Origin of the sequence: Hippea sp. KM1 (assembly GCF_000526195.1) — a bacterium.
Lineage (GTDB): Bacteria > Campylobacterota_A > Desulfurellia > Desulfurellales > Hippeaceae > Hippea.
Genome location: NZ_JAFP01000001.1, coordinates 1,120,258 through 1,143,344 on the forward strand (window position 1 = coordinate 1,120,258; position 23,087 = coordinate 1,143,344).

21 protein-coding genes are annotated in these 23,087 nt (G+C 44.9%); 10 read left to right on the forward strand and 11 right to left on the reverse strand.

Annotation, left to right across the window (positions count from 1 at the left end):
• Positions 1-5: 5 nt before the first annotated feature.
• From D891_RS09190 to D891_RS0105760, 4 genes are all read right to left on the reverse strand, one after another.
• The gene (locus tag D891_RS09190; protein WP_025270177.1) at positions 6-452 is read right to left on the reverse strand and encodes a glycine zipper family protein; all 447 of its coding nucleotides are present in this window, start codon (positions 450-452) and stop codon (positions 6-8) included.
• Positions 440-1,444 carry a methylmalonyl Co-A mutase-associated GTPase MeaB gene (gene meaB, locus D891_RS0105750; protein WP_025270178.1) on the reverse strand — a complete coding sequence of 335 codons (1,005 nt, stop codon included), beginning with the start codon at positions 1,442-1,444 and terminating at the stop codon, positions 440-442. The genes D891_RS09190 and meaB overlap by 13 nt, the downstream gene beginning before the upstream one ends.
• A complete protein-coding gene (gene scpA / locus D891_RS0105755; RefSeq protein ID WP_025270179.1) occupies positions 1,444-3,615 on the reverse strand; it encodes a methylmalonyl-CoA mutase in 2,172 nt (723 codons plus the stop codon). Before scpA ends, meaB begins: the two co-directional genes overlap by 1 nt.
• Positions 3,616-3,700: 85 nt before the next feature.
• Positions 3,701-4,576 (reverse strand): lytic murein transglycosylase, encoded by an 876-nt coding sequence (locus tag D891_RS0105760; RefSeq protein WP_198014796.1) that lies wholly within the window; start codon positions 4,574-4,576, stop codon positions 3,701-3,703.
• Positions 4,577-4,669: 93 nt separating this feature from the next.
• Here D891_RS0105760 and purH point away from each other — a divergent pair, with 93 nt between their 5' ends.
• The 10 genes from purH to queD are packed head-to-tail and all read left to right on the forward strand — an operon-like array spanning position 4,670 to position 17,528.
• Entirely contained in the window at positions 4,670-6,175 is a 1,506-nt protein-coding gene (gene purH / locus D891_RS0105765) for a bifunctional phosphoribosylaminoimidazolecarboxamide formyltransferase/IMP cyclohydrolase (protein WP_025270181.1), read from the forward strand.
• A gap of 12 nt (positions 6,176-6,187) precedes the next feature.
• Complete coding sequence (glmU, locus tag D891_RS0105770; protein ID WP_025270182.1) at positions 6,188-7,546, forward strand: bifunctional UDP-N-acetylglucosamine diphosphorylase/glucosamine-1-phosphate N-acetyltransferase GlmU; 1,359 nt, start codon at positions 6,188-6,190, stop codon at positions 7,544-7,546.
• Positions 7,547-7,549: 3 nt separating this feature from the next.
• Positions 7,550-9,322: a chloride channel protein gene (locus D891_RS0105775; RefSeq protein WP_025270183.1), complete on the forward strand. Its 1,773-nt coding sequence runs from the start codon at positions 7,550-7,552 to the stop codon at positions 9,320-9,322.
• A 34-nt stretch (positions 9,323-9,356) separates the two neighbouring features.
• Entirely contained in the window at positions 9,357-11,168 is a 1,812-nt protein-coding gene (glmS, locus tag D891_RS0105780) for a glutamine--fructose-6-phosphate transaminase (isomerizing) (RefSeq protein ID WP_025270184.1), read from the forward strand.
• Positions 11,165-12,949 carry a chloride channel protein gene (locus D891_RS0105785; RefSeq protein WP_025270185.1) on the forward strand — a complete coding sequence of 595 codons (1,785 nt, stop codon included), beginning with the start codon at positions 11,165-11,167 and terminating at the stop codon, positions 12,947-12,949. Before glmS ends, D891_RS0105785 begins: the two co-directional genes overlap by 4 nt.
• On the forward strand, positions 12,921-14,924 hold the full coding sequence (locus D891_RS0105790) for an ATP-dependent helicase (RefSeq protein ID WP_025270186.1): 2,004 nt from the start codon (positions 12,921-12,923) through the stop codon (positions 14,922-14,924). Before D891_RS0105785 ends, D891_RS0105790 begins: the two co-directional genes overlap by 29 nt.
• A gap of 13 nt (positions 14,925-14,937) precedes the next feature.
• Positions 14,938-15,381, forward strand: coding sequence for a hypothetical protein (locus D891_RS0105795; protein WP_025270187.1), 444 nt, complete (start codon positions 14,938-14,940; stop codon positions 15,379-15,381).
• A 3-nt stretch (positions 15,382-15,384) separates the two neighbouring features.
• The gene (locus tag D891_RS0105800; protein ID WP_025270188.1) at positions 15,385-15,948 is read left to right on the forward strand and encodes a hypothetical protein; all 564 of its coding nucleotides are present in this window, start codon (positions 15,385-15,387) and stop codon (positions 15,946-15,948) included.
• A 10-nt stretch (positions 15,949-15,958) separates the two neighbouring features.
• Positions 15,959-17,158: a DUF1015 domain-containing protein gene (locus D891_RS0105805; protein WP_025270189.1), complete on the forward strand. Its 1,200-nt coding sequence runs from the start codon at positions 15,959-15,961 to the stop codon at positions 17,156-17,158.
• Entirely contained in the window at positions 17,151-17,528 is a 378-nt protein-coding gene (gene queD, locus D891_RS0105810; RefSeq protein ID WP_025270190.1) for a 6-carboxytetrahydropterin synthase QueD, read from the forward strand. The genes D891_RS0105805 and queD overlap by 8 nt, the downstream gene beginning before the upstream one ends.
• Here queD and D891_RS0105815 read toward each other — a convergent pair.
• The 7 genes from D891_RS0105815 to panB are packed head-to-tail and all read right to left on the reverse strand — an operon-like array spanning position 17,518 to position 22,997.
• The gene (locus tag D891_RS0105815; RefSeq protein ID WP_025270191.1) at positions 17,518-18,360 is read right to left on the reverse strand and encodes an energy transducer TonB family protein; all 843 of its coding nucleotides are present in this window, start codon (positions 18,358-18,360) and stop codon (positions 17,518-17,520) included. The genes queD and D891_RS0105815 overlap by 11 nt on opposite strands.
• Positions 18,361-18,402: 42 nt before the next feature.
• Entirely contained in the window at positions 18,403-19,341 is a 939-nt protein-coding gene (locus D891_RS0105820; protein ID WP_025270192.1) for a ketopantoate reductase family protein, read from the reverse strand.
• Entirely contained in the window at positions 19,338-19,628 is a 291-nt protein-coding gene (locus D891_RS0105825; protein WP_025270193.1) for a DUF4387 domain-containing protein, read from the reverse strand. The genes D891_RS0105820 and D891_RS0105825 overlap by 4 nt, the downstream gene beginning before the upstream one ends.
• Positions 19,625-20,959 carry an acyclic terpene utilization AtuA family protein gene (locus D891_RS0105830; RefSeq protein ID WP_025270194.1) on the reverse strand — a complete coding sequence of 445 codons (1,335 nt, stop codon included), beginning with the start codon at positions 20,957-20,959 and terminating at the stop codon, positions 19,625-19,627. Before D891_RS0105830 ends, D891_RS0105825 begins: the two co-directional genes overlap by 4 nt.
• The gene (gene panD, locus D891_RS0105835) at positions 20,960-21,325 is read right to left on the reverse strand and encodes an aspartate 1-decarboxylase (protein ID WP_025270195.1); all 366 of its coding nucleotides are present in this window, start codon (positions 21,323-21,325) and stop codon (positions 20,960-20,962) included.
• 25 nt (positions 21,326-21,350) lie between these two features.
• Positions 21,351-22,193 carry a pantoate--beta-alanine ligase gene (gene panC / locus D891_RS0105840; RefSeq protein WP_025270196.1) on the reverse strand — a complete coding sequence of 281 codons (843 nt, stop codon included), beginning with the start codon at positions 22,191-22,193 and terminating at the stop codon, positions 21,351-21,353.
• 9 nt (positions 22,194-22,202) lie between these two features.
• Positions 22,203-22,997: a 3-methyl-2-oxobutanoate hydroxymethyltransferase gene (gene panB / locus D891_RS0105845; protein ID WP_025270197.1), complete on the reverse strand. Its 795-nt coding sequence runs from the start codon at positions 22,995-22,997 to the stop codon at positions 22,203-22,205.
• Between the last annotated feature and the right edge of the window lie 90 nt (positions 22,998-23,087).

Genomic DNA, 23,087 nt, shown 5'->3' on the forward strand with positions numbered 1-23,087 from the left:
CACCCCTAATATGTGTTTGTTTCTTTATAACCCTTGCAGACCTCTTTTATCGTGTCTTTTATTATCTTTCCGTTTCTGTATTCCCTTACATGAACCTTCTGGCATTTGGTATGCTCATTGGGATTCACAACCGGCTCACCGACAGGCGTGGCCTCAACCCTCTCCCAACCGCCGTTTGATGTCTGCCTCTGATAGGCTACAGGCTTTTGATTGGCTATAGCCTCATTTATAGCCCTCTGTTGAATCTGATACATAGCCTCACCGGCAACAGCACCCAATATCCCTCCGATAACGACACCCTTCCATTTGTTCTTTGTTGTTGCTGCACCTATACCGGCACCAACGGCCGTCCCTAAAGCCACACTCTCACTCTCTGTTGTACAGGAAGAAACAGACATACCCAAAAACGCAAATAGTAAAATCAAAACAACAAAACCCCTCAACCTCTCCATGGAGCACCCCCTTCACACAAACTCTCTTTAAAACGGGACAGTATATATTCAGCAGCAAGAGAAGGCGTTGTCATCTGGTTGATGACAGCATTCTCCATATCCCTGGCAATGGACGATATCTTCTCATTGCTCTCCAAAAGTGACTTTAAACCCTCCATAACAACAGACCACATCCAATCCACAGACTGCTTCTTTCTCTTTTTCTCAAACGCACCGCTTGATTTTCTCATTTTAACATATCTATCTATCGTTGAAAAGACCTCATCTATACCCCTCTTCTCTCTTGCACTGACAAGTATCACAGGTGTCTGCCAATCCTTATCCTGCCTCTTTAAGATACCAAGGGCATTCTCAAGCTGTTTCTTTGCCAGCTCCGCCCGTTTGATGTTATCTGAATCGGCTTTATTTATTATGATGGCGTCGGCAACCTCCATTACGCCGCGCTTGATACCCTGCAGTTCATCGCCGGCATTGGGCAGTTGCATCAACAAGAACATATCAACCATAGAGGCAACACTTATCTCAGACTGCCCCACACCAACCGTCTCGATGATAATCATATCATAACCCGCAGCCTCGCATAAAAATATGCTCTCCCTGGTTCTCCTTGCCACACCGCCGAGTGAATCACCCGAAGGGGAAGGCCTGATAAACGCCTCCTCCCTCCGTGAGAGCTCCTCCATCCTGGTCTTATCACCCAAAACCGAGCCACCCGTTATCTGTGATGAAGGGTCGACGGCCAAAACGGCCACCCTATGCCCCCTCTCAATCAGATAAAGGCCAAAAACCTCTATGAAGGTGCTCTTACCCACCCCAGGAACGCCGCTTATACCAATCCTAACAGAATTGCCCGTATAGGGGAGTATGCCCTCTAAAAGCTTTCTGGCAAGCTCCTTATGGTGGGGATTTTTGCTCTCAATAAGCGTAATGGCTTTGGCCAAAGCCCTTCTTTTCCCCTTTAACAGGTCTTCCTTTAGTTTTTGTATATCCACTATTTACCCTCTAAAATCCTTCTTGGTGTTCTTTTTTCTTTTATAGCCTTAAGCAGTTCTTTGGCCGATTTAAGCAGTGATGTGCCCGGGCCAAAGACAGCCGCAACACCCTTGGAATAGAGGAATTCGTAATCCTTCTTCGGTATGACGCCACCAACAGTGACCACTATATCATCATCGGCTTCTAACCTTTTAAGCTCCTCTATAAGCTGTGGCACCAATGTGTTGTGCCCTGCTGCAAGGCTCGATGCGCCTATTGCATGAACATCGTTCTCAACGGCCATCTTGGCGGCCTCCTCAGGCGTCTGGAACATAGGCCCAACATCCACATCAAAGCCCATATCGGCATAGCCTGTGGCCACAACCTTTGCGCCCCTGTCGTGGCCATCCTGACCCATCTTAACAATCAAGATCCTCGGCCTTCTGCCCTCTTGCTTTTCAAACTCCTCTATCTCCTTCTGGATTTCTTTAAACTCATCGTCATCCTCAAAGAGGCTTCCGTATGCACCGCTGACAAGCTTGATCTCGGGCTGGTATCTGCCAAATACCTTCTCCATTGCATAAGAAATCTCACCCAGGGTGGCCCTCAACCTTGCAGCCTCAACGGCAGCCTCCAATAGGTTTCCACCCTCTTCTGCAACCTTGGTTATTTTATCTAAAGCCTTCTGAACCTTATCGTTATCCCTGGTCTCCTTTATCTTTTTGATCCTTTCGATCTGTTTATTCCTGACGGCCGTATTGTCTATATCCAGCACCTCAACCGGCTCATCCTCCTCCTCTGGTATTACATACTTGTTCACACCCACTATCACATACTCGCCCTTGTCGATCATGGCCTGTCTTTTGGCTGCAGACTCCTCAATCCTCAACTTAGGCATGCCGGTTTCGATGGCCTTGGTCATGCCACCCATCTCTTCTATCTCGTTTATGATCTTTTCTGCCTCCCTAATCAGGGCGTGTGTCAGGGACTCTATAAAATAGGAGCCGGCCAGTGGATCAACAGTCCTGCAGACATTACTCTCCTCCTGTAATATCAGCTGCGTATTCCTTGCAATGCGTGCAGAAAACTCAGTCGGCAGGGCTATAGCCTCATCCAAAGCGTTTGTATGCAAGGACTGTGTGCCACCCAAAACAGCAGCTAAAGCCTCAATGGTTGTCCTTATGATGTTGTTGTAAGGCTGCTGAGCCGTTAAGCTCCAACCGGATGTCTGGCAGTGGGTTCTTAAGGCCATGGAGCGTGGATTTTTCGGGTTGAACTGACTCATAAGCTTTGCCCACAAGAACCTTGCAGCCCTGAGCTTTGCAACCTCTGTAAAGAAGTTCATGCCGATGCCAAAGAAGAACGACAACCTCGGGGCAAATGAGTCTATATCCAAACCCCGCGCCAAAGCGGTCTTCACATACTCAAGGCCATCGGCCAGTGTAAATGCAAGCTCCAAAACGGCGTTGGCGCCCGCCTCTTGAATGTGATAACCGCTGATACTGATTGAGTTGAACTTGGGCATGTATTTGCTTGTGTATTCGATAATATCAGCCACAATGCGCATGGACGGCTGAGGCGGATAGATGTATGTATTTCTAACCATAAACTCCTTCAGAATATCGTTCTGGATCGTGCCAGAGAGCTGCTCCTGTTTTACACCCTGCTCCTCTGCAGCAACGATATAAAACGCCATGACGGGAATTACAGCACCGTTCATCGTCATCGAAACAGAGACCTTATCCAGAGGAATGTCATCGAACAATATCTTCATATCCTCAACGGTATCTATGGCAACGCCAGCCTTACCCACATCACCCACAACGCGCGGATGATCCGAATCGTATCCCCTGTGCGTTGCAAGGTCGAAGGCCACGGACAATCCCTGCTGACCAAGAGCCAAAGCCTTTCTATAAAAAGCGTTGGACTCCTCAGCCGTTGAAAAACCCGCATACTGCCTGATCGTCCACGGTTTCACCGTGTACATTGTGGCCCTTGGACCCCTGATAAACGGTGGAAAACCGGGGAATGTATCTAAATATTCAAGCTTTTCTATATCCTCTGCTGTATAGAGCGGATAAACATCTATTCCTTCTGGTGAATGCCATACCAAATCACCTATATCCCGACCCTTTAATTCCTTTTTTGCCAATTCTTCCCACTGCTCCTTGGTAACCTTTTTAAACTCCATCGGGAACCTCCTTAACAATTATCTTATTATCATTACACATTTTAAAAAGAATTTAATCATATTGCAACAACAAATAAAGATTTAATTAGCGAATTCTTTTACATATCTCTTCAGACAATCTATAGGCCGCCATTGCATAGTTCTTTGTTCCGTTATATCTCTTCAATGCCCAGAAGTTCTTAAAGGCCAAGAAACACTTAACCCCCTGTTTATACGAAAACACAACAACCCTTCCACCCTTGAGCCTTTTACCCTTCATCTTGAGGCAGTAGCCTTTATCAGATGAGAGATACTCAACGACCCTTTCAGATCTCTTCCATCCGTGCTTAATCAGATAGTTGGCAATACTGGCAAAGGCGTCAGGTTCTTCGTCTAAATTCAGGCCGTTGCCGTTGAAATCGACACCGTATCTATCTATGTTGGACGGCATAAATTGCGGCATACCCATGGCTGCGGTGAGCGAGCCCTTAATGGTAAATGGGTTCAATTTATGACGATAGGTATAGACTATGAAGCTTTCAAGCTCAGAGAGAAAATAAGACCTTCTTCTTGAATAGATAGAAAGCGTATAGAGCGCATTTAGGGCGTTGGTTTTGGGTTTTATCCTGCCCAGATCGGTCTCTATACTCAAGATGGCCACAACGATACACGGATTTACGCCAAATCTTTTGTAAATCCTTTCAAGCAGTTCCCTATGTTTAAGATAGTAATCAACGCCGTCTTCGATGCGCCTTTTGTTTACAAAAAGCTTAACAAACTCACCAAACGGATAGGTCTTCTCAGGCGAGTTCTCAACCCTATAGATAAACGATCTAACATCCTCCACAACCCTGGCCCTTGAAAGTATGCCCCTTGTGTAATCTATGGGGATAGAGTATTGCTTGTTCAGCTTGTAAGCAATTGAGTCTATATCAAGGGCGTAAGAGGCAACGGCCACACACAACAATAATACAGTCAACACCAAACGCATGCCGAATTTTACCACATAGCCGCCGACTTGACAAAGAAGTTTAATTAAAATACATTACAGTTAAACATAAGCTGGGGAGGTAAGATGGAAAAAGCCGCTTTAATTAGCGTTTCAGACAAAAGGGGGATTGTTGAGTTCTCAAGGTTCCTTGTGGATAAGGGTTATAGAATACTATCCACAGGCTCAACAGGTAAACTATTGAAGGAAAACGGCATTGATGTGGAATTTGTGGAGGATTACACAAACGCCAAAGAGATGCTTGATGGCAGGGTAAAGACGCTTCATCCCAAAATCCACGGTGGAATCCTATACAGAAGAGACCTAAAAAGCCATTTAGATACTATAAAACAGTTAGGCATATACTCCATAGACATAGTGGTGGTTAACCTCTATCCCTTTGAGCAAACAGCCCTAAAGACAGATAACGAGGAGGAATTGATAGAAAATATAGACATAGGTGGGCCAACCCTTATCAGGGCTGCAGCCAAGAATTACAAGGATGTATTGATAGTCTGCGATCCGGATGATTACAGAAGCGTAATGGATGAATTCGACTCAATCGACGAAAACAAGAGAAAGGAGTATGCCCTAAAGGCGTTTGCAAAGACATCGTATTATGACGGTTTGATCGTCGAAAAACTATCCAACGAATGGGCGCTAAAGGAGAAGGCCGTATCGCTCAAGATACACAGCAAGCTCAGATATGGTGAAAATCCGCATCAGGAGGCATACTTTGCAAGATCCCCATTTAAGATGGGTATATCCGATCTTGTTCAGCTAAACGGCAAGGAGCTTTCATACAACAACATACTGGACATAGATGTGGTTTACCGCATGATGGTTGAGTTTGATGAGGGTTTATGCGTTATAGTAAAACACAACACACCGTGCGGTGCTGCTATATCCGATGACCAGTTAGAAGCCTACCAGGGGGCCTTGGAGTGTGACCCAATCAGTGCATTCGGCGGCATAATAGGTATAAATTCCACACTGAAAAAGGATGTTGCTGAGGCTATAGCCGAGAGGTTCTATGAGGTTGTCGTCGCCTTTGATTTTGAGGATGAAGCAGTTGAAATCCTAAAGAGTAAGAAGAATCTAAGGGTTATAAAACTGCCAAAGACCAATTACAGCTTCTTTGAGATAAAAACTGTATTGGGCGGATATTTGATACAACAAAACGACTATGAGAGTGAGTTTAGGTATGAGGTTGTCTCCAAATCAAAGCCAACGCAAGAGCAGCTGAAAGATTTGGCATTTGCATTCAAGGTGGCAAAATTCGTAAAGTCCAATGCCATCGTCTATGCAAAAGGCGGCAAGACCCTTGCCATCGGTGGGGGGCAAACATCGAGAGTGGACTCGGCTAAATTCGCCATAGCAAGGGCAAATGAACTGAACATAGATCTAAACGGTTGCGTAATGGCATCAGACGGCTTCTTCCCTTTCAGGGATAGCGTCGATGAGGCGGCTAAGGCGGGTGTTAAGGCCATTGTCGAGCCGGGGGGTTCCATAAGGGATAAGGAGGTCATAGAGGCTGCAGATGAATACGGCATACCACTTCTGTTTACACACATAAGACACTTTAGACATTAAAAGGAGTCAAGCATGGAAGCTGTAATACTGGCTGCCGGCAAATCCACAAGGATGAAATCAAAAACCAGCAAGATCTTCCACAATATCTGTGGAAAACCGATGATTTTCTATGTGGTCGAGGCGCTAAGGCGATACAAGATCCATATAGTATCAAACACACAGACAAATGATACACTAAAAGAGCTATTCCCCCAGGCCACTATACACATACAGAAAGAGCAAAAAGGAACAGCCGATGCTGTGGCCTGTGCCATCGACTATATAAAAGAGGACACATTCATCGTTGTAAATGCGGATATGCCATTGATAGACCCAAATGACATAGAGAGTGCATACGGCATACTAAAAAGCAGGGGGTTGGATTGCGTTCTTTTGACAGCAGAGTTGGATGACCCCAAAGGATACGGCAGGATCATCAGGGATAATGGCTGCATAAGGATAATAGAGGAAAAAAACGCCGACGAGAATACAAGAAAGATAAAGGAGATCAACTCCGGCATCTATATATTCAAAACGGAGTCTGTAAAAGAGGCACTCCCTAAGATTGAAAGGGATGCTGTAAGCAACGAGTATTACCTAACAGACATCATACCCCTACTCAAGGGCGTTGAGGCTGTGAGGGTCAATCCGCAGCACATACTCGGTGTAAATACACGCAAGCAGCTTTCAGAGGTAAGAAACATTATGCAGAGGAGGATAATTGATAAATTTGACGATGTCACATTCATAGACTCCGAAAACACCTATATCAACTATGATGTCGAGATTGGCGAGGATACGGTTATATATCCCAATGTCCATCTAAGGGGCAAAACCACCATAGGCAGAAACTGCATAATAGAAAACGGCTCGGTCATAGAAAACTCCGTCATCAAGGACAATGTCCATATAAAACCGTACTGCGTCATAGAGGAAAGCACCATAAAGAACAACTGCGAGATCGGTCCATTTGCCCACCTAAGGCCCCACAGCGAGCTGTCTGAGAATGTAAGGATAGGCAACTTTGTCGAGACAAAGAAGGTTAGAATCGGCAGAAACACCAAAGCAAGCCACCTGACATACTTAGGCGATGCAACATTAGGCAGCGATGTCAATGTGGGATGCGGCACAATAACATGCAATTACGATGGATACAGAAAGAATGAAACCATTATAGGCGACAGGGTCTTTATAGGCTCTGATGTCCAGCTTGTTGCACCTGTAAGGATAGGAAACGATGTATTGATAGCCGCAGGCACAACCGTTACCAAGGATGTTGAGGATTTCTCCCTGGCCATATCGAGGGTGCCACAGGTTAACAAGGAAGGATGGGTAAAAAAATACAGGCAATCGATGGAGAAAAAGCTCAAAGAGGAGAAAAAGGCCAAGTAATTAATGGCTATCTTTAAGCCGACCGACGATGTCATAGAAGAGGGCAAACTGCTATCCTATGCAGGTGTGGTCGGTGTAATAACCGGATTGGGCGCTGTGGCGTTCCTTGTGGCAACGCACTTCTTCAGCGTCTATATCCTCCACAACATAGCAGGCTATCCCTTAGTCGAACCCAGGGGCGAGCCAGAGCTATTTGAAAAGCTAAACAAGCAGTTCAATCCCGTCTTGTTAGTTGTGATAACAACCATAGGTGGCCTATTGTCTGGAATATTGGTCTATACATTTGCACCAGAGGCAGAAGGCCACGGCACAGACGGGGCTATCGACGCATACCACAGAAAAGATGGTCTCATAAGGCCAACCGTTCCAATAGTAAAAATGATAGCAAGCGCCATTACGCTGGGCAGCGGCGGCTCAGGCGGCAGGGAAGGCCCTATAGCGCAGATCGGTGCGGGTTTTGGCTCCTTCTTTGCAACAAAACTCAACCTAACGCCCAGACAGAGGAGGATACTCCTTGCAAGCGGTATGGGGGCAGGCGTGGGGGCTATATTCCATGCCCCTATGGCTGGTGCTATTTTTGCAAGCGAGGTGCTATACAAAGAACCTGAGATGGAGGGGGAGGTTTTTATATACACGGTTGTGGCATCCATCGTCGCATACTCCACATTCTCCCTGTTTTTTGGATGGAAACCGTTGTTCTATACGCCTGTATTTCGGTTTACAAACCCCATCGAGTTATTATCGTACACCGTATTGGCCTTTAGCGTCGGCTTATTTTCCGTATTCTATATAAAGGTCTTTTACGGTATCAGGGATCTATTCAAAAGGATAAGGCTCATACCACACATAAAACCGGCCATCGGCGGGTTTATAGTTGGCCTAATCGGCATATTCATACCGGATGCCATCTCAAGCGGATACGGTCTGCTTCAGAGGGCTATCGATGGGACAGCACCCATAAAGCTCCTCCTGCTTGTGGCTGTATTGAAGGTTCTGGCAACATCCTTCACCATATCCAGCGGCGGCTCGGCCGGTGTATTCGGACCGTCTATGGTCATAGGCGGATCGTTGGGGGGTGCTATAGGCCTGCTTTTGCACAACATATCACCATCGCTGGTCAGTCAGCCGGCCTCGTTTGTGTTGGTGGGTATGGTGGGTTTCTTCAGTGCTGCGGCCAACACGCCCCTATCGACAATCGTTATGGTTACAGAGATGACGGGCAGCTATCATCTAATAGTGCCTGCTATCTGGACGGCAACCATTAGCTATATAGTGGCCCAGAAGTGGACGATATACGAAAAACAGGTAAAAAACAGGAAAAACTCACCGGCCCATCTGCTGGAATACAAACGGGATCTGCTTGAGGAGATCCTTATAAAGGACATAATGAAAAAGGACTTTGCAAGCGTCAGTCCGTTTACATCCCTTCAGGAGATATTTAGAATATTCTCAACAATCAACGACGACGATATATTGGTGCTGGACACAAACGGCAAATTGAAGGGTATTATTACGCTAAGGGTCTTAAAATCGCTCCTTGCAGAAAAGCAACTCCCACCCATCTTGATTGCAGACGATGTGGCCAACACAAAACTCATAACAACAACACCCAACGAAAACCTCCACAACCTCATGCACAAGATAGGGCTTAAGGATATAAACCTCATACCGGTGGTAGATGAAAACGATCCGACAAGGGTATTGGGTGTCGTAAAAAGAAGCGACATCATAAGGATATACAACGAAATAACACAAAAGATAAACAGGAGTGTTTGAAAAAAAATAAAATAGGTGCTATAAGAGGTAGGTTATGTGCGGTATCGTTGGTTATTGCGGCAAACAGGAAGCCTTAAAGGTGCTGCTTTCTGGGCTTCAGGCCTTAGAATACAGGGGATACGATTCGGCAGGCATATCGCTCAAATCGGGCAATACCATAGAGACGGTTAAAACCAAAGGCAAGGTAATTGACCTGATAACATTGATAGCCAACAGTTCCATAAACACGCAGGCCTCAATAGGGATAGGTCATACCAGATGGGCAACACACGGTATACCCAGCTCAGAGAACGCCCATCCGCACTTTACAGAGAGGGTATCGGTTGTCCACAACGGCATAATAGAGAACTACAGGGAATTAGAGGCGCTTCTAAACCAAAACGGCATAAAGAGAAAGACCCAGACGGATACGGAGATCATAGCCTTACTCATAGACTTCTTTTTAAAAGACAAGCCATTCGAGGAGGCGTTTAAGGAGGCCGTAAAACTACTAAAGGGCAGCTTCGCCATTGCAGCCATATCAAAGGATGAGAACTTCATCATGGCGGCAAAACACGAAAGCCCGCTTGTTATAGGTTTATCCAAAAACCAGACATTCATAGCAAGCGATGTATCCGCCATGATAGAGCACACAAACAGCTTCATATTCTTAGAGGATGGAGATATAGCCAAAATATCTAATGAAAAGATAGTTATCTGGGATAAAAATGGCAAAATAGTAAACAGGCAGCCAACCACCATAAATTGGTCTAAACAGACAGCCCAGAAGGGCGGATACAAACACTTCATGCTAAAGGAGATCGCAGAAGAGGACGAGGCCGTTAGAAACACCATACAGTCAAGGATATCAGAGGATGGAAGGATACTGCTGGATGATGAGATAACAATAGATGAGAAGTTTATAAAGAACATAGACAGGATAACCATTGTGGCATGCGGCACAAGTTTCTATGCAGGACTAACCGCAAAACCAATATTGGAAAAATACACAGGCGTCAAGGTGGATGTCGAGATAGGCAGCGAGTTTAGGTATTACGACTATCCATATTCTAAAAACAACCTCTTTGTCGCCATATCACAATCCGGCGAGACAGCAGATACAAAAGAACCCCTCCGCATGGCAAAGAACAAGGGCATAAAGACGCTTTCCATCGTTAATGTTAAGGAATCGGCCATTGCACGCATGGCAGACTCATGCATATACACCTTAGCAGGTCCAGAGATCAGCGTGGCATCAACCAAAGCCTTTGTAAGTCAGCTGGCCGTTTTGTACATGCTGGCCTTCTATATCGGCCAAAAAAAGGGTAAAGACAATACAGAGCGCTCAAGGATACTCCTAAGCATGCCAAAACTCATAAAGGAGACATTCAACGCCACAAACCAAACGACAAAAGAGCTGGCAGAGACATACCATAGATACAGAAACTTCCTCTATTTAGGCAGGGGGCTTTGCTACCCTTTGGCTTTGGAGGGGGCATTAAAGCTTAAGGAGATCTCATACATACATGCTGAAGGCTATCCAGCCGGTGAGATGAAGCACGGCCCTATAGCGTTAATCGACGAAAACACGCCAACGGTGGTTATCGCACACCAAAAAGAACCGCTTTATTCCAAAAGCCTATCGAACTGCGAGGAGATAAAATCAAGAGACGGAAAAATCATACTAATAAGCGACAAACCCGCATCCATAGTTGATCAAACAATAGAGGTGCCGATTGTGGATTATGAGTTTTTGCCCTTTATCTATGTGATTCCACTGCAGCTGTTTGCCTATTACATGGCCCTATTTTTGGGTTATGACATAGATCAACCCAGAAACCTTGCAAAGAGTGTAACGGTAGAATGAAGGTATCACCAATCTCAGAGTTGATGTTTATCATAAAAAGCCTAAAACATTCCCAGACCAGCAAGATGTTGATATACGCATCCATTGTGGGCGTGCTGGCCGGCGTGGGTGCAATTGTGTTCTTTGTGTTATTGGATTTGACATCGGTGACCCTGCTAAACCACATAGCAGGATTCCCCATAAGCCACCCGACAAACGAAGAACCGCTCATACCGCTTATACACAAACCATTCAACCGCATAGCATTTCTCATAATCATCACAATTGGTGGCTTTATAAGCGGACTGCTCATACACCTGTTGGCTGAGGAAACAAAGGGCGGCGGCACCGGTGAGGTTGTAAAGGCCTATCATAACAACCAGCCAATAAGGAAAAGGGTGCCGTTTGTAAAGCTCATCGTATCTGTCATATCGTTAGGCGTAGGCGGTGCAGGCGGTAGAGAGGGCCCTGCAGCCCAGATCGGTGCGGGTTTTGGCTATCAGTTTGGAAACTTCTTAAAATTAACGGATAAAGAGAAGAGGATATTGATGATAGCCGGTCTTGCCGGGGGTGTGGGTGCTATATTCAGAAGCCCCATGGGGGCTGCTATATACGCCGTTGAGGTGTTGTATAAGGATATAGACTTCGAATACGAGGCGCTTCTTCCTGCTGCCATATCATCCATTATCGCATACTCCATATTCTCAGCAAAATTCGGCTGGGTTCATATGTTCTCAACACCACCACTGGCCTTTCACAACCTAAGGGAGTTTGCATCATACACAGTCTTAGCTGTTGTCTGTGCCTTAAGCGCCATAGCGTTTATAAACATATTCAACGCCTCATCCAACATGTTCTCAAGGATAAAATCACCGCTTTACATAAAAACAGCCCTGGGCGGATTCCTGGTTGGTTTATTCGCCATGTTCATACCCGACAGCGCCGGCATGGGATACGGCATAATGCAGAGTGCATTCTTAAACGAAACGGGCTTTCAGATGCTTCTGATGTTGGGGCTTGTCAGGATGTTTACAACATCCATAACATTGGGCAGCGGCAACTCCGTTGGTCTATTTGCACCAACACTCGTTATAGGGACGGCAATCGGTGGCGGCATAGGTGGACTAATAAAAAGCATATTCCCCATGATGGTTGACAACCCCGCATCATTTGCCATAGTGGGAATGGCCGGCTTCTTTGCCGCTACAAACAAGACGCCGCTTTCCATTATAATAGTCGTTGCAGAGATTACGGGGAACTATGAGCTTATAGTGCCCTCCATGTGGGTCGTTGCCATAAGCTTCCTTTTAACAACCAGATACAGCATAGAGAAACACCAGGTCAAAAACAGGGCGCACTCCCCCATACACAAGTACGAGTTTGTCAGGGATGTATTGGAGGGCATAAAGGTAAAAGAACTAATGAAAAAGGACTTCGTAAGCGTTTCAAACTCAACGAGCCTTGCAAAGATATTCGAGATACTCTCAGAGGCAAAGCAGACAGATATACCCATCATAGACAACTCAAACAAGCTTCAGGGCATAGTAACCCTGCATGTGCTTAAATCCATACTGGGCGAGGGCGAGCTGGCCGATTTCCTTGTGGCTGAGGATGTGGCCAACAAAGATGTCATAACAACAACAAAAGAAGAGAACCTCAACACGCTTATGCACAAGATAGGCTTTAGGGAGATAAACACCATACCCGTTGTTGATGATGAGGGTAAGGTTATAGGCATAATAACAAGAAAGGACATTATAAAGGCGTATAACGATGCAACAGAAAAATTACATAATAGATGAACTCAATCCGCAGCAGAAGCAGGCGGTATTGGAAAACAGCTGCAACCTGCTCATATTGGCAGGGGCAGGCAGCGGAAAAACAAAGACCATCACGCATAAGATAGCCTTCATACTCAACGAAGGCCTGGCAAAGCCCCACCAGATTTTAGCCTTAACCTTCACCAACAAAGCAGCAGGCGAGATGAGGGAAAGGATCGAAAAGCTCATAGGCAGCCAGGCATCCGATATGTGGATCGGCACATTCCACTCCATAGCGCTGAGAATACTAAGACATGAGGGCTTTAGGCCCACCATTTATGACTCAAAGGATCAGGAAAACCTCATAAAGGAGATACTAAAAAAGCTCAACATAGATCCCAAAAAATACACACCTAAGTCTTTTTGTGCCTCCATCTCATCATTGAAACTCAAACTAACAAAACCCGATGGCCTAAAGGTAAGTTCACCCTTTGAAAAATACCTAAAAAGCGTCTATAAGCTGTATGAGGAGGAGCTAAACAAGGCAAACGCCGTTGACTTTGACAACATAATCCTCAAAGCAATCGAGCTTTTAGAAGAAAACCAGCGAATCAGAGAGAAATACTCAAACAGGTTTAAATACATATTCATAGACGAATACCAGGATACAAACTATCCACAATACCTATTTGTCCGCCTGCTGTACAACAAATCCAATATAGTCTGCGCCGTGGGGGATGAGGATCAGTCCATATACGGCTTCAGGGGAGCGCAGATAGACAATATACTCAAGTTCGACAAGGAATACGATAACTGCAAGGTCATAAAGCTTGAGAAGAATTACCGCTCGGCACAGGAGATACTCAACATAGCAAACACATTGATATCAAAAAACAGCCTCAGAAAGGAAAAGAGGCTCTATTCGGACAAGATCGGTGGCAGAATAAGCATAGTAAATTTGGCAAACGAAAACGAAGAGGCCTCATTTGTGGCAGAACAAATACAAAAGCTCCAATACAACGGCGAGAGCCTATCCGATATTGCCGTATTGTACAGAACAAACTTCCAATCAAGAACGATCGAGGAGGCCTTAATAAGATACGGCATACCATACAACATCATAGGCTCAAAGAGGTTTTTGGAAAGAAAAGAGATTAAGGATGTAATCGCCTATCTGAAGCTTTTGATTAACCCAAGCGACAATCTGGCATTCTTAAGGGCCATAGGCTCCCACCCCCGTGGTATAGGGGCAAAGCTCATACAAACCATCTCAAAAACAAGCGATGACCTCGATACCTCGATGTTTGAGGCATCGCAGTGGCTATTGGAAAATAACAGGCTAACCCCAAGGCAGACAAACGCACTAAAACAGTTCTTAGAGATATTCACAATAGACACCAAGCAGAGCGTGGATAGGATCATAGATGCAATCATAGACAGAAGCGGCTTTAAAAATCATCTTGAACAAACGGGCGATTTTGATAGAATAGCCAACATCATGGAGCTTAAGAATGCGGGTAATTTAGACAGCTTAGAGGCCTTTTTGGAGGATCTCTCCCTTCTGGATTACTCAAACGAATTAGAAGAGCAGAAGGAAAGCGTAAGGCTGATGACAATACACGCATCGAAGGGTCTGGAGTTCAACACGGTCTTTATAGTGGGGGTTGAGGAGGGGCTTTTCCCCAACGAAAACCTAAAAAGGGATGAGATGGATATAGAAGAGGAACGCAGGCTGTTCTATGTGGCCATAACAAGGGCCAAAACCAACCTCTTTATAACCCACGCATCGGCAAGAAAAAGGGGCATGGAGTATCAGCCATCAAAACCATCGAGATTCCTGTTAGAGATAAAACAAGCCCAAAAACCCACCTCTTTAAAAAGGGGCGATAGAATAAAGCATGCCGTATACGGCGAGGGCGTGGTTTTAAGCAAGGACGGTCAGTTGCTTGTGGTTAATTTCCTAAAAAACGGAATAAAGAAGATCTTAGAAAAGGATAGAAATCTAAGTGCAATCTAAATGGAGGTAAGGAATGGCTACTTTAGAGGAAAGGTACAATCAGTTTAACAACGGCCTGGCATTGGTAAACATAAGGATGAAAAAGCTGAGTTGTGAGTTTGACGATGAAAAGTTGGATGTACCGCCCGAGACGCAAAAGGTCTATATCAACAAGAATTCCTATTATCAGGTTCTTGCAGATAACTTCGTAAGGGTATTTCAGGATTATACGCTAAAGATCGCCAACAAAGAGGACGAGAACGATGTGTTTGTAAAGATAGAAACGACCTTTTTGCTCGATTTTCAGGTTGGCGGTCCGATAGACGATGAGATATTCAACATATTCTCAGAATCAACCGTTCTGATAGATAGCTGGCCTTACTTCAGGGAGCTTGTTCAGAATTCGCTTTTGAGGATGGGTCTTGCACCGGTGATTATACCGCCGATTCAGTTCACACCACCGCAGCAGCAAAATTAAGGGATGATAAACCTGATAATAGATGGAAGCAATACCTTCTTAGACCTCTCCATATTTGAGAGTGGGGAATTGCTATACACCTCTTTCTTAAAAGGAGGTAAGACCTTCTCCCGCATATTGATAAAGCTTGTGGATGATGCCCTGTATTATACTAACAACACACTCGATGATGTTGGAGAGGTTTACTGCGTTGCAGGCCCGGGCAGACACACCTCATTGCGTGTGGTTATCTCGACCCTAAAAGGGCTGTTCTTTTCAAAGAATGTAAAAGCATACAGAATAAACGCCATGGACCTTACAGCAGCCGCATACGAAGGCTCAAGATTCAGGGTTGTAAGCGAGACATTCTCATCACTCCTTTACTTTTGCGATTATGTTCGGGAAGATGGAAAGCCCGTAAGACTCAACTGCCAAAAACAACGGATAAGGGAAGAGGAGGCCTATAAAACAGACCTGCCCGTTGTAAGGACAAACGACGAGAGGTTAACACCAAAGACAAGATATATTCACAGTATAAAGGATTATGCCGAAGAAGTTGACCTGATAAACCTAAACCCCATCTATTGAAGGAGTTTGTATGGCAAATATCTATCCGTTTAAGGGTATTCTATACAAGGAAGACTTAAGAAAGGCATCCGTAATGGCGCCGCCTTACGATGTTATAAGCGATGAGTACAGAGCCAAGCTTAACAAAAACAATCCATACAATGTGGTTAGATTGACGCTTCCTGAGGTATACGACAAGGCAAAAGAGTATTTAGATAATTGGCTCGATGAGGGGATACTTAAGTTTGACAGCGACTGTTGCTTTTACGGCTATACCTGCGATTATGAATTTGACGGCAAAAAGAGGCAGCTTAAAGGCATACTTGCAGCACTCAAGCTTGAGGAGTTTGGAAAACACATAAGGCCACACGAGAAAACGCTTAAAGGGCCCAAGATCGACAGATTCAACCTCATAACAACCACAAATGCGAGCTTCTGCCCTATTATGGGTTTGTATGACAAAAGCCATACCATAAGGGAGCATCTAAGCAAGGCCTCAAGCAAAAAGCCTATATTTGAAGCCACATTTGAAGGCCAGCTCCACAGGTTGTTCAAGATTACAGACAAAGAGGCAATAAAGGCCATAGAAGAGGACTTCTCCAACAAGATAGTTATCATCGCAGACGGGCACCACAGATACGAAACGGCGTTGATGATCAAAAAGCATTACAACGAGCAGGGCATCAAGGAGGGCGGATTTGATTACATAATGATACTGCTTGTTGAGGCAGAGGATGGCGGATTGAGCCTCGGGGCTATACACAGATTGATAAAGAAACTAAACGATTTAGACTCGTTTATAGGGAAACTTAAGGAGTATTTCCAGATAGAAGAAGGCAGAAACCCCTCTGCCGATTTCATCATGTATACAGACAAGAGGTTCTATTCCCTGACACTGAAGGGCAAAAGACAAAAGGGGATACTAAACAGCCTCGATTCAAAGGTCTTTGAGGATGTAGTCTATAAGGGCATACTGAAACTGACCGATGAGGATATAAAGAATCAAACCGTATCCGGCTATGCCCATTCAGAGGAAGAACTCATAGAGCTTGTGGACAAACAGAAGGCAAAGGTGGGTTTTATTCTAAAACCCATGAGTTTCGAACAGCTCGTAAAAATCACAGAAGAAGGCCTGACCGTCCCGCAGAAATCGACATTCTTCTATCCAAAGATACCCTCAGGCCTTGTGGGGTATCACTTTAGAAGCATTGAGGGGTGCCTTGATGTTTGAAATCACCATAACAGACGATTTTGCAGCGGCGCACAGGTTAAACAATTACAACGGGGCCTGCGAGAATCTGCATGGCCACAACTTCATTGTTGAGGTAAGTGTTGTATGCGACAAACTCGACAAGGCCTACATAGCCATAGATTTCAAAGAACTAAAGGCCATTACAAAAGGGATACTGTCTAAATTAGACCACAGATACCTAAACGAATTAGAACCATTCAAAAGCACAAACCCGACATCGGAGATGATAGCAAAATACATATTCGATGAGTTAAAGAAAGCCCTAACTGGCAAAGACTGCAAGCCATCAAGGGTCTCTGTATACGAATCCCTCAAGGCAAAAGCCACATACTCAGAGATCAATAGATGAAATAGTTGCTCAGTTTGTATTCAAAGGTGGCATAGATGTTTAAGACATCTATGCCCAACCGTTTTGGCAAAGGCGCAAACGGCGATGCATCCCTAACAGCCTGCAATGCGGCATCATCAAGCACGGGATAGCCGCTTGAGCGTATAAGCTTTAATCTAACCAACCGACCGTTTTTATCTATGCTAAACAGAATCAATAAGGCGCCCTGCTGGCCTGTCTGAATGGCTTTATTGGGATACACCCAGACAGCCTGTATCTTGTTTTTCAGCTTTGCCATATAGGATGCATACTTTAGCTGTTGCGTTCCTATACTTATTGTGGCCTCTCTTTTGGCGTTTTTGTATTCATACTGGCTGGATGTGCCCGAAGCAAAACCACTCTTCTTGTTTAATACACCCTCTCTAAACAGGCCGCCCTTTATCTTTACGATATTGCTCTTTTTCTGCCTATTTATGCCAGAGGATTCCTTTTTTTGCCTTGATGGTTTCTTAAAAACTGTCTTATGTTCTATCCTATTTTTTGATACCCTGGGTTTTACGGATCGGGACTTTGCCTGGCCAAGCGGTATTTTCTCCTGTTTCGAATAGACCCGCGCCACACCCTTGCGTTGTATATTCGCCGCTATCTTGTGTTTTTCTTGGCTCTGACTCTTCTGTTTTACTGCCTTTTTGGGCTCTGGCAGGCTAACAACATCAACAAACACCTGCTCAGGCGGCTTTGGAATCGGGAGTTCTTTCGGTTTTAAAAGCATAAATAAAACAAAAAACAAAGCGGCATGGAGAAAAACGGAAAACGCTATAGATAAAAAAACAGACCATCTAAACTTCTTCATCGAAGAGAATATATAACCAAACGGTTTAATTTACAAGAAAAGCTAAGGCTCTATAGCCTTGATAAGCTCAACAATAAACTCATTATAAGGCGTTGGAATGCCCTTATCCTTTCCAAGTCTAACCACAATACCGTTTAGCGAATCTATCTCGGTCTTTTGCAAATTCTCTATATCCTGCAACATGGATGAACGATGGGTGTATGTTAAGGGTATCAGCTTTGAGTAAAACACATCCTTATATTCGGCAGCGCTTTTGAAGAATGTCTCATAGCCGTAAGCATGCATAACATCAAATATCTCATCGATGATTCTGTCCATGATCCTCTTTGTCTGGGGCTTTTCGGCCAATTTTCCATATTCTGTCCTCAAGATAGCACCCAACGGGTTTAAGGCACAGTTGTAAAGGAGTTTTGCCCACAGATGCTTATCCACCTCCTCAGAAACCACAGCATCGAATCCGCCCCTATTCAGGGCATCAACAACCCCCTGGGTCTGACTTGATAGCTCTTTTTTAAAGATGTTGCCCAAAACCATCTTATCTGCATGCACTGTAATTTCAACCTCATTGGGCGATTTCCTGTAAAAACCGGTGATTATACGAGCTGAAAAAACCCTCTCCTTAAAAAAACACCCCTCAAATCGCTCGGCATTGCCCCATCCATTTTGAACAACGAGCAGGCGGGTATTTTTAAGCCTATCCTTAACCCTGCACAGCTCAAAAGCCACCCTATCGTTTACATAGGTTTTTGTCGTTATCAAAACCCAATCGAACGAATCATCTATCTCATCAAATCCCTTAATTAAATCGTATTGACCACGCCCAAAGGCAAACTCGCCGAATATGCCGTTTACCTTAAAGCCCCTTTGCAGGTAATCAAAACTCCTTTTTGTGGAAAACAGGCACACATCCTGACCTGCATTCAACAGGAATGCAGAAAGACCCAATCCCACACCGCCGCTGCCTATAACCAAAAACCTCATATCTCTACATCCAATAGGGGTATATAGAAATTAGCGCCCAAACAATCCGTATCCGTCAAAGAACCTGCAGCCGAATCCCTCAAGAACGACACCTTTAGGGTATTAATACCGTCGCACTCAAAATACCTCAAATCATCCCTATTGTAAAGCCTTTTGAAGAAATCCTCATTCAGCTTGAGTTTGGCCTTTTTGTAAACCTCTTCGTCCTTAAATACAATATCTATCGTTATATGCCAAACACCGGCATTCTTGCTCCTTAAAACACTTACAGCCTCTTTCAACCTCAAAGCTCTATCTCCTCTATATAAAACCTATCCTCAATCTTCTCATCCTCTGCTATATGATACACACTAAATTCATACACACCGCCCACATCTATCTCAGCCGGCGAATACGGAAAAGCCACATTGGCGCCTGTTGCTATCCTGCCCTTGTAATCATAATGCTGCAGATGGGCCTTCACAACGGAACAGACCCTATGGGCAAACCTCTGATCCTCAGCAACAACATCCACAATCAAGCCTACCTCATGAAGATTACTATCAAACTCAAAGCTCCCCAAGACGCCGTTTTTGCCGTATTGCCTAAAGGTTAAGCTAAATCCATCACCAAACTCACTTGCCGCCCTATCCCTAACATCATCAAGTATACCATCAAGCTGAGCTATCATATCGGGGTTTCTTATGCCCATTATGGCTATCGTTCTATATCCAGAGAACCTGGCACCCTCAAGCTTAAAGCTCTTTTTGCTCTTTTCCTTCCATTCTGCACCGTAAATCCTAACCGTCCTTTGGTCATACTCCTCATAAACGGCATTGTTCAAAAATAGCGTCCCATCTGGCTCCTCTATAACATACGGGTCTGTGTTTTCATAAAGCGAATGTGCTAAAGCCGACGACGGTGTGCATCTCCTAACTGGATTGGGCGGCCTTAAATAGAAGGCATCATCATCAACAAAACCTAAAAGGGCATCAGACGGGCTTGCCGGTTTTGCGCATAAAGCCCCACATTCGATAATCTTTGACATATGCCACACCAAAGCAGGATCATAACCCTTAAGGAGTGGATATGCAGCATAGATGGATGCATCCGTCGCCCTGCCTGCAACAATCAAATCCGCCCCCATCTTCAAGGCCTCAATAAACTTAGAAACACCCATCTGGGCAACTATGTGTGTTGAGGAGAGTATATCCTCCTCATTGAGTTCTGGATTGCCCTCATAGCTTTTAATCTTACCCTCTCTTAAAAGTGATAGCACATACTCCTTATCAAGCTCAGAATGTATTACTGCCACCTTAAGATGGAGATTGTTGTCCCTTGCTATGTCCCTAACAACCTCCATAAACCCATCAAGGTGAACATCGGCCCCTGCATAGCCAGCAGAACCAACAATAAAGGGGATTCCCCTTTTTGAAGCCTCAATCAATGGATACTCTAAATCGTTGCGGGTTGCCTGATAGTTGGCCTTCATGCTCCCAGAACCCAGAAAGAACGGACCTGAATCGATAGAACCTGCATCCACACCGATATAATCGATATCCTCTGCTATAGCCCTATCAAAGGACTCCTTGTTATAGCCATAACCCAACTGCCCCATCAAAGAGAGCGCTTTCAGCATTTACATACCTCTATGTTGCTCAACTATCCTGTTGTTGTCATCCACTATAACAATGTGTGGCTGATACCCATCAAGCTTTTCTTCCTCCATCATGCCAAAGGCGGCTATGATTATCTTGTCACCCACGGCCACCTTCCTTGCAGCCGCACCGTTTAGACATATAACACCGCTGCCGCGCTTGCCCTTTATCGTATAGGTCTGAAAGCGCTCACCGTTGTCTATGTTCCAGATATGAACCAGCTCAAACTCCCTCATATTGGCAGCTTCCATCAGATCCTCATCGATCGTTATGCTGCCAACATAGTTTAAATCGGCCTCTGTCACCGTTGCCCTGTGAATCTTACCAATCAAAACTTCCCTCAACATCTATTCAAACCTCCAAACACTTTTTTCAAAACCACATGTTATCAATGAGTCTTGTTGAACCCAAAAATACAGCCAAAGAGACAAGCGTATCGCCATCCTTGACCTCATTTATAGGCTCAAGACTGCTTAAGCTATTTACGCTTATGTAATCTATCCTCGCAAGCGGATACTCTTTTATAACCCTTTCCATCTCATTTTTGATTGCCTGCGCATCCTTTTCTCCATTCTCTATAAGCTCTTTGGCCCTCAACAGGGCTCTATACAAACACACCGCCTGCCTTCTTTCCTCTTCATTGAGGTATTTATTACGGGAACTCAACGCAAGCCCATCGCTCTCCCTTACAATGGGCATACCCACTATCTCTATATCCATATTGAGGTCCTTGACCATCCTCTTTATGACTATCAACTGCTGGGCATCCTTTTTGCCGAAATACGCCCTGTGGGGTTTTGTTATATTAAACAGCTTTGCAACGACGGTCGTAACCCCCCTAAAGTGCGTCGGCCTGCTCTTGCCCTCAAGCACCCTGGTTAGCTTATCGACCTCCACATAGGTCTGGAATCCATCGGGATACATATCCTCCACGGAAGGATAAAAGACAAAATCAACCCCTTCCCCCTCCAGCAGAGCCTCATCCCTTTCTATATCCCTCGGATACCTATCCAGATCCTCATTGGGCGCAAACTGAAGCGGATTTACAAATATACTGACAAACACCACATCGTTGTCCTCTTTGGCCCTCCTAACAAGCGACAAATGGCCCTCATGCAGATAGCCCATCGTAGGCACAAAGCCTATCCTTTTGCCCCATTCCCTGTATTTATTGGCAATGGCCTGCATCTCTAAGGCAGAATGAACCACCCTCATATTAGCACCTCATAGGTAAGAATGTTCATCGGTCGGAAACTCTCCGTTTTTGACCTCTTTTATGTATTCTTTTATACCATCAACAGCGTCCTTTTTGAGATGGGCATACCTCTTTACGAACTTCGGCTTGAAATCATCAAACAGGCCCAGCATATCGTGGAATACCAGCACCTGCCCATCTGTATGAACGCCCGCGCCTATGCCAATGGTTGGCACCTTGACGGATTCTGTAATCTCTCTGGCAAGCTGTTTTGGAACAGACTCAAGCACTATCGAAAAGACGCCGGCCTCTTGCAAGAACCTTGCATCCTCCTTGATCTTATTTGCTTCAGCCTCATCCTTGCCCCTGGCCTTGTATGAACCAAAAATGTTTATCGACTGCGGTGTCAATCCCAGATGACCCATCACGGGTATACCTGCTGCCACAATGCTGTTTATTGTAGGCACAAACTCCCTTCCACCTTCAAGCTTAACCGCATCGCAGCCGGTCTCCTTTAATATTCTGCCAGCGTTCCTTACAGCCTCAACATAGTCAGCCTGATAACTCATAAACGGCATATCCACAACGATTAACGCATTCCTTACCCCCTGGCGCACCATCTTTGCATGGTAAATCATCTCATCAACCGTCACAGGTATGGTTGAGTTCTTACCCTGCATAACCATAGCCAGGGAATCGCCCACCAGTATAATATCGATACCGGCCTCATCTGCAATTCGAGCAGATGTATAATCGTATGCCGTTATCATGGTGATCTTCTCTTTTGCCTTCATCTCCTTAATCTTAGGAACGGTAATAGCCATAAAAAAACCCCCTTTTTACAAATAAAAAAAGCCTGAAAATACACCCACCCGGTGCATCTTCAGGCCATTTGAATCGCTTTTATGGTGGCT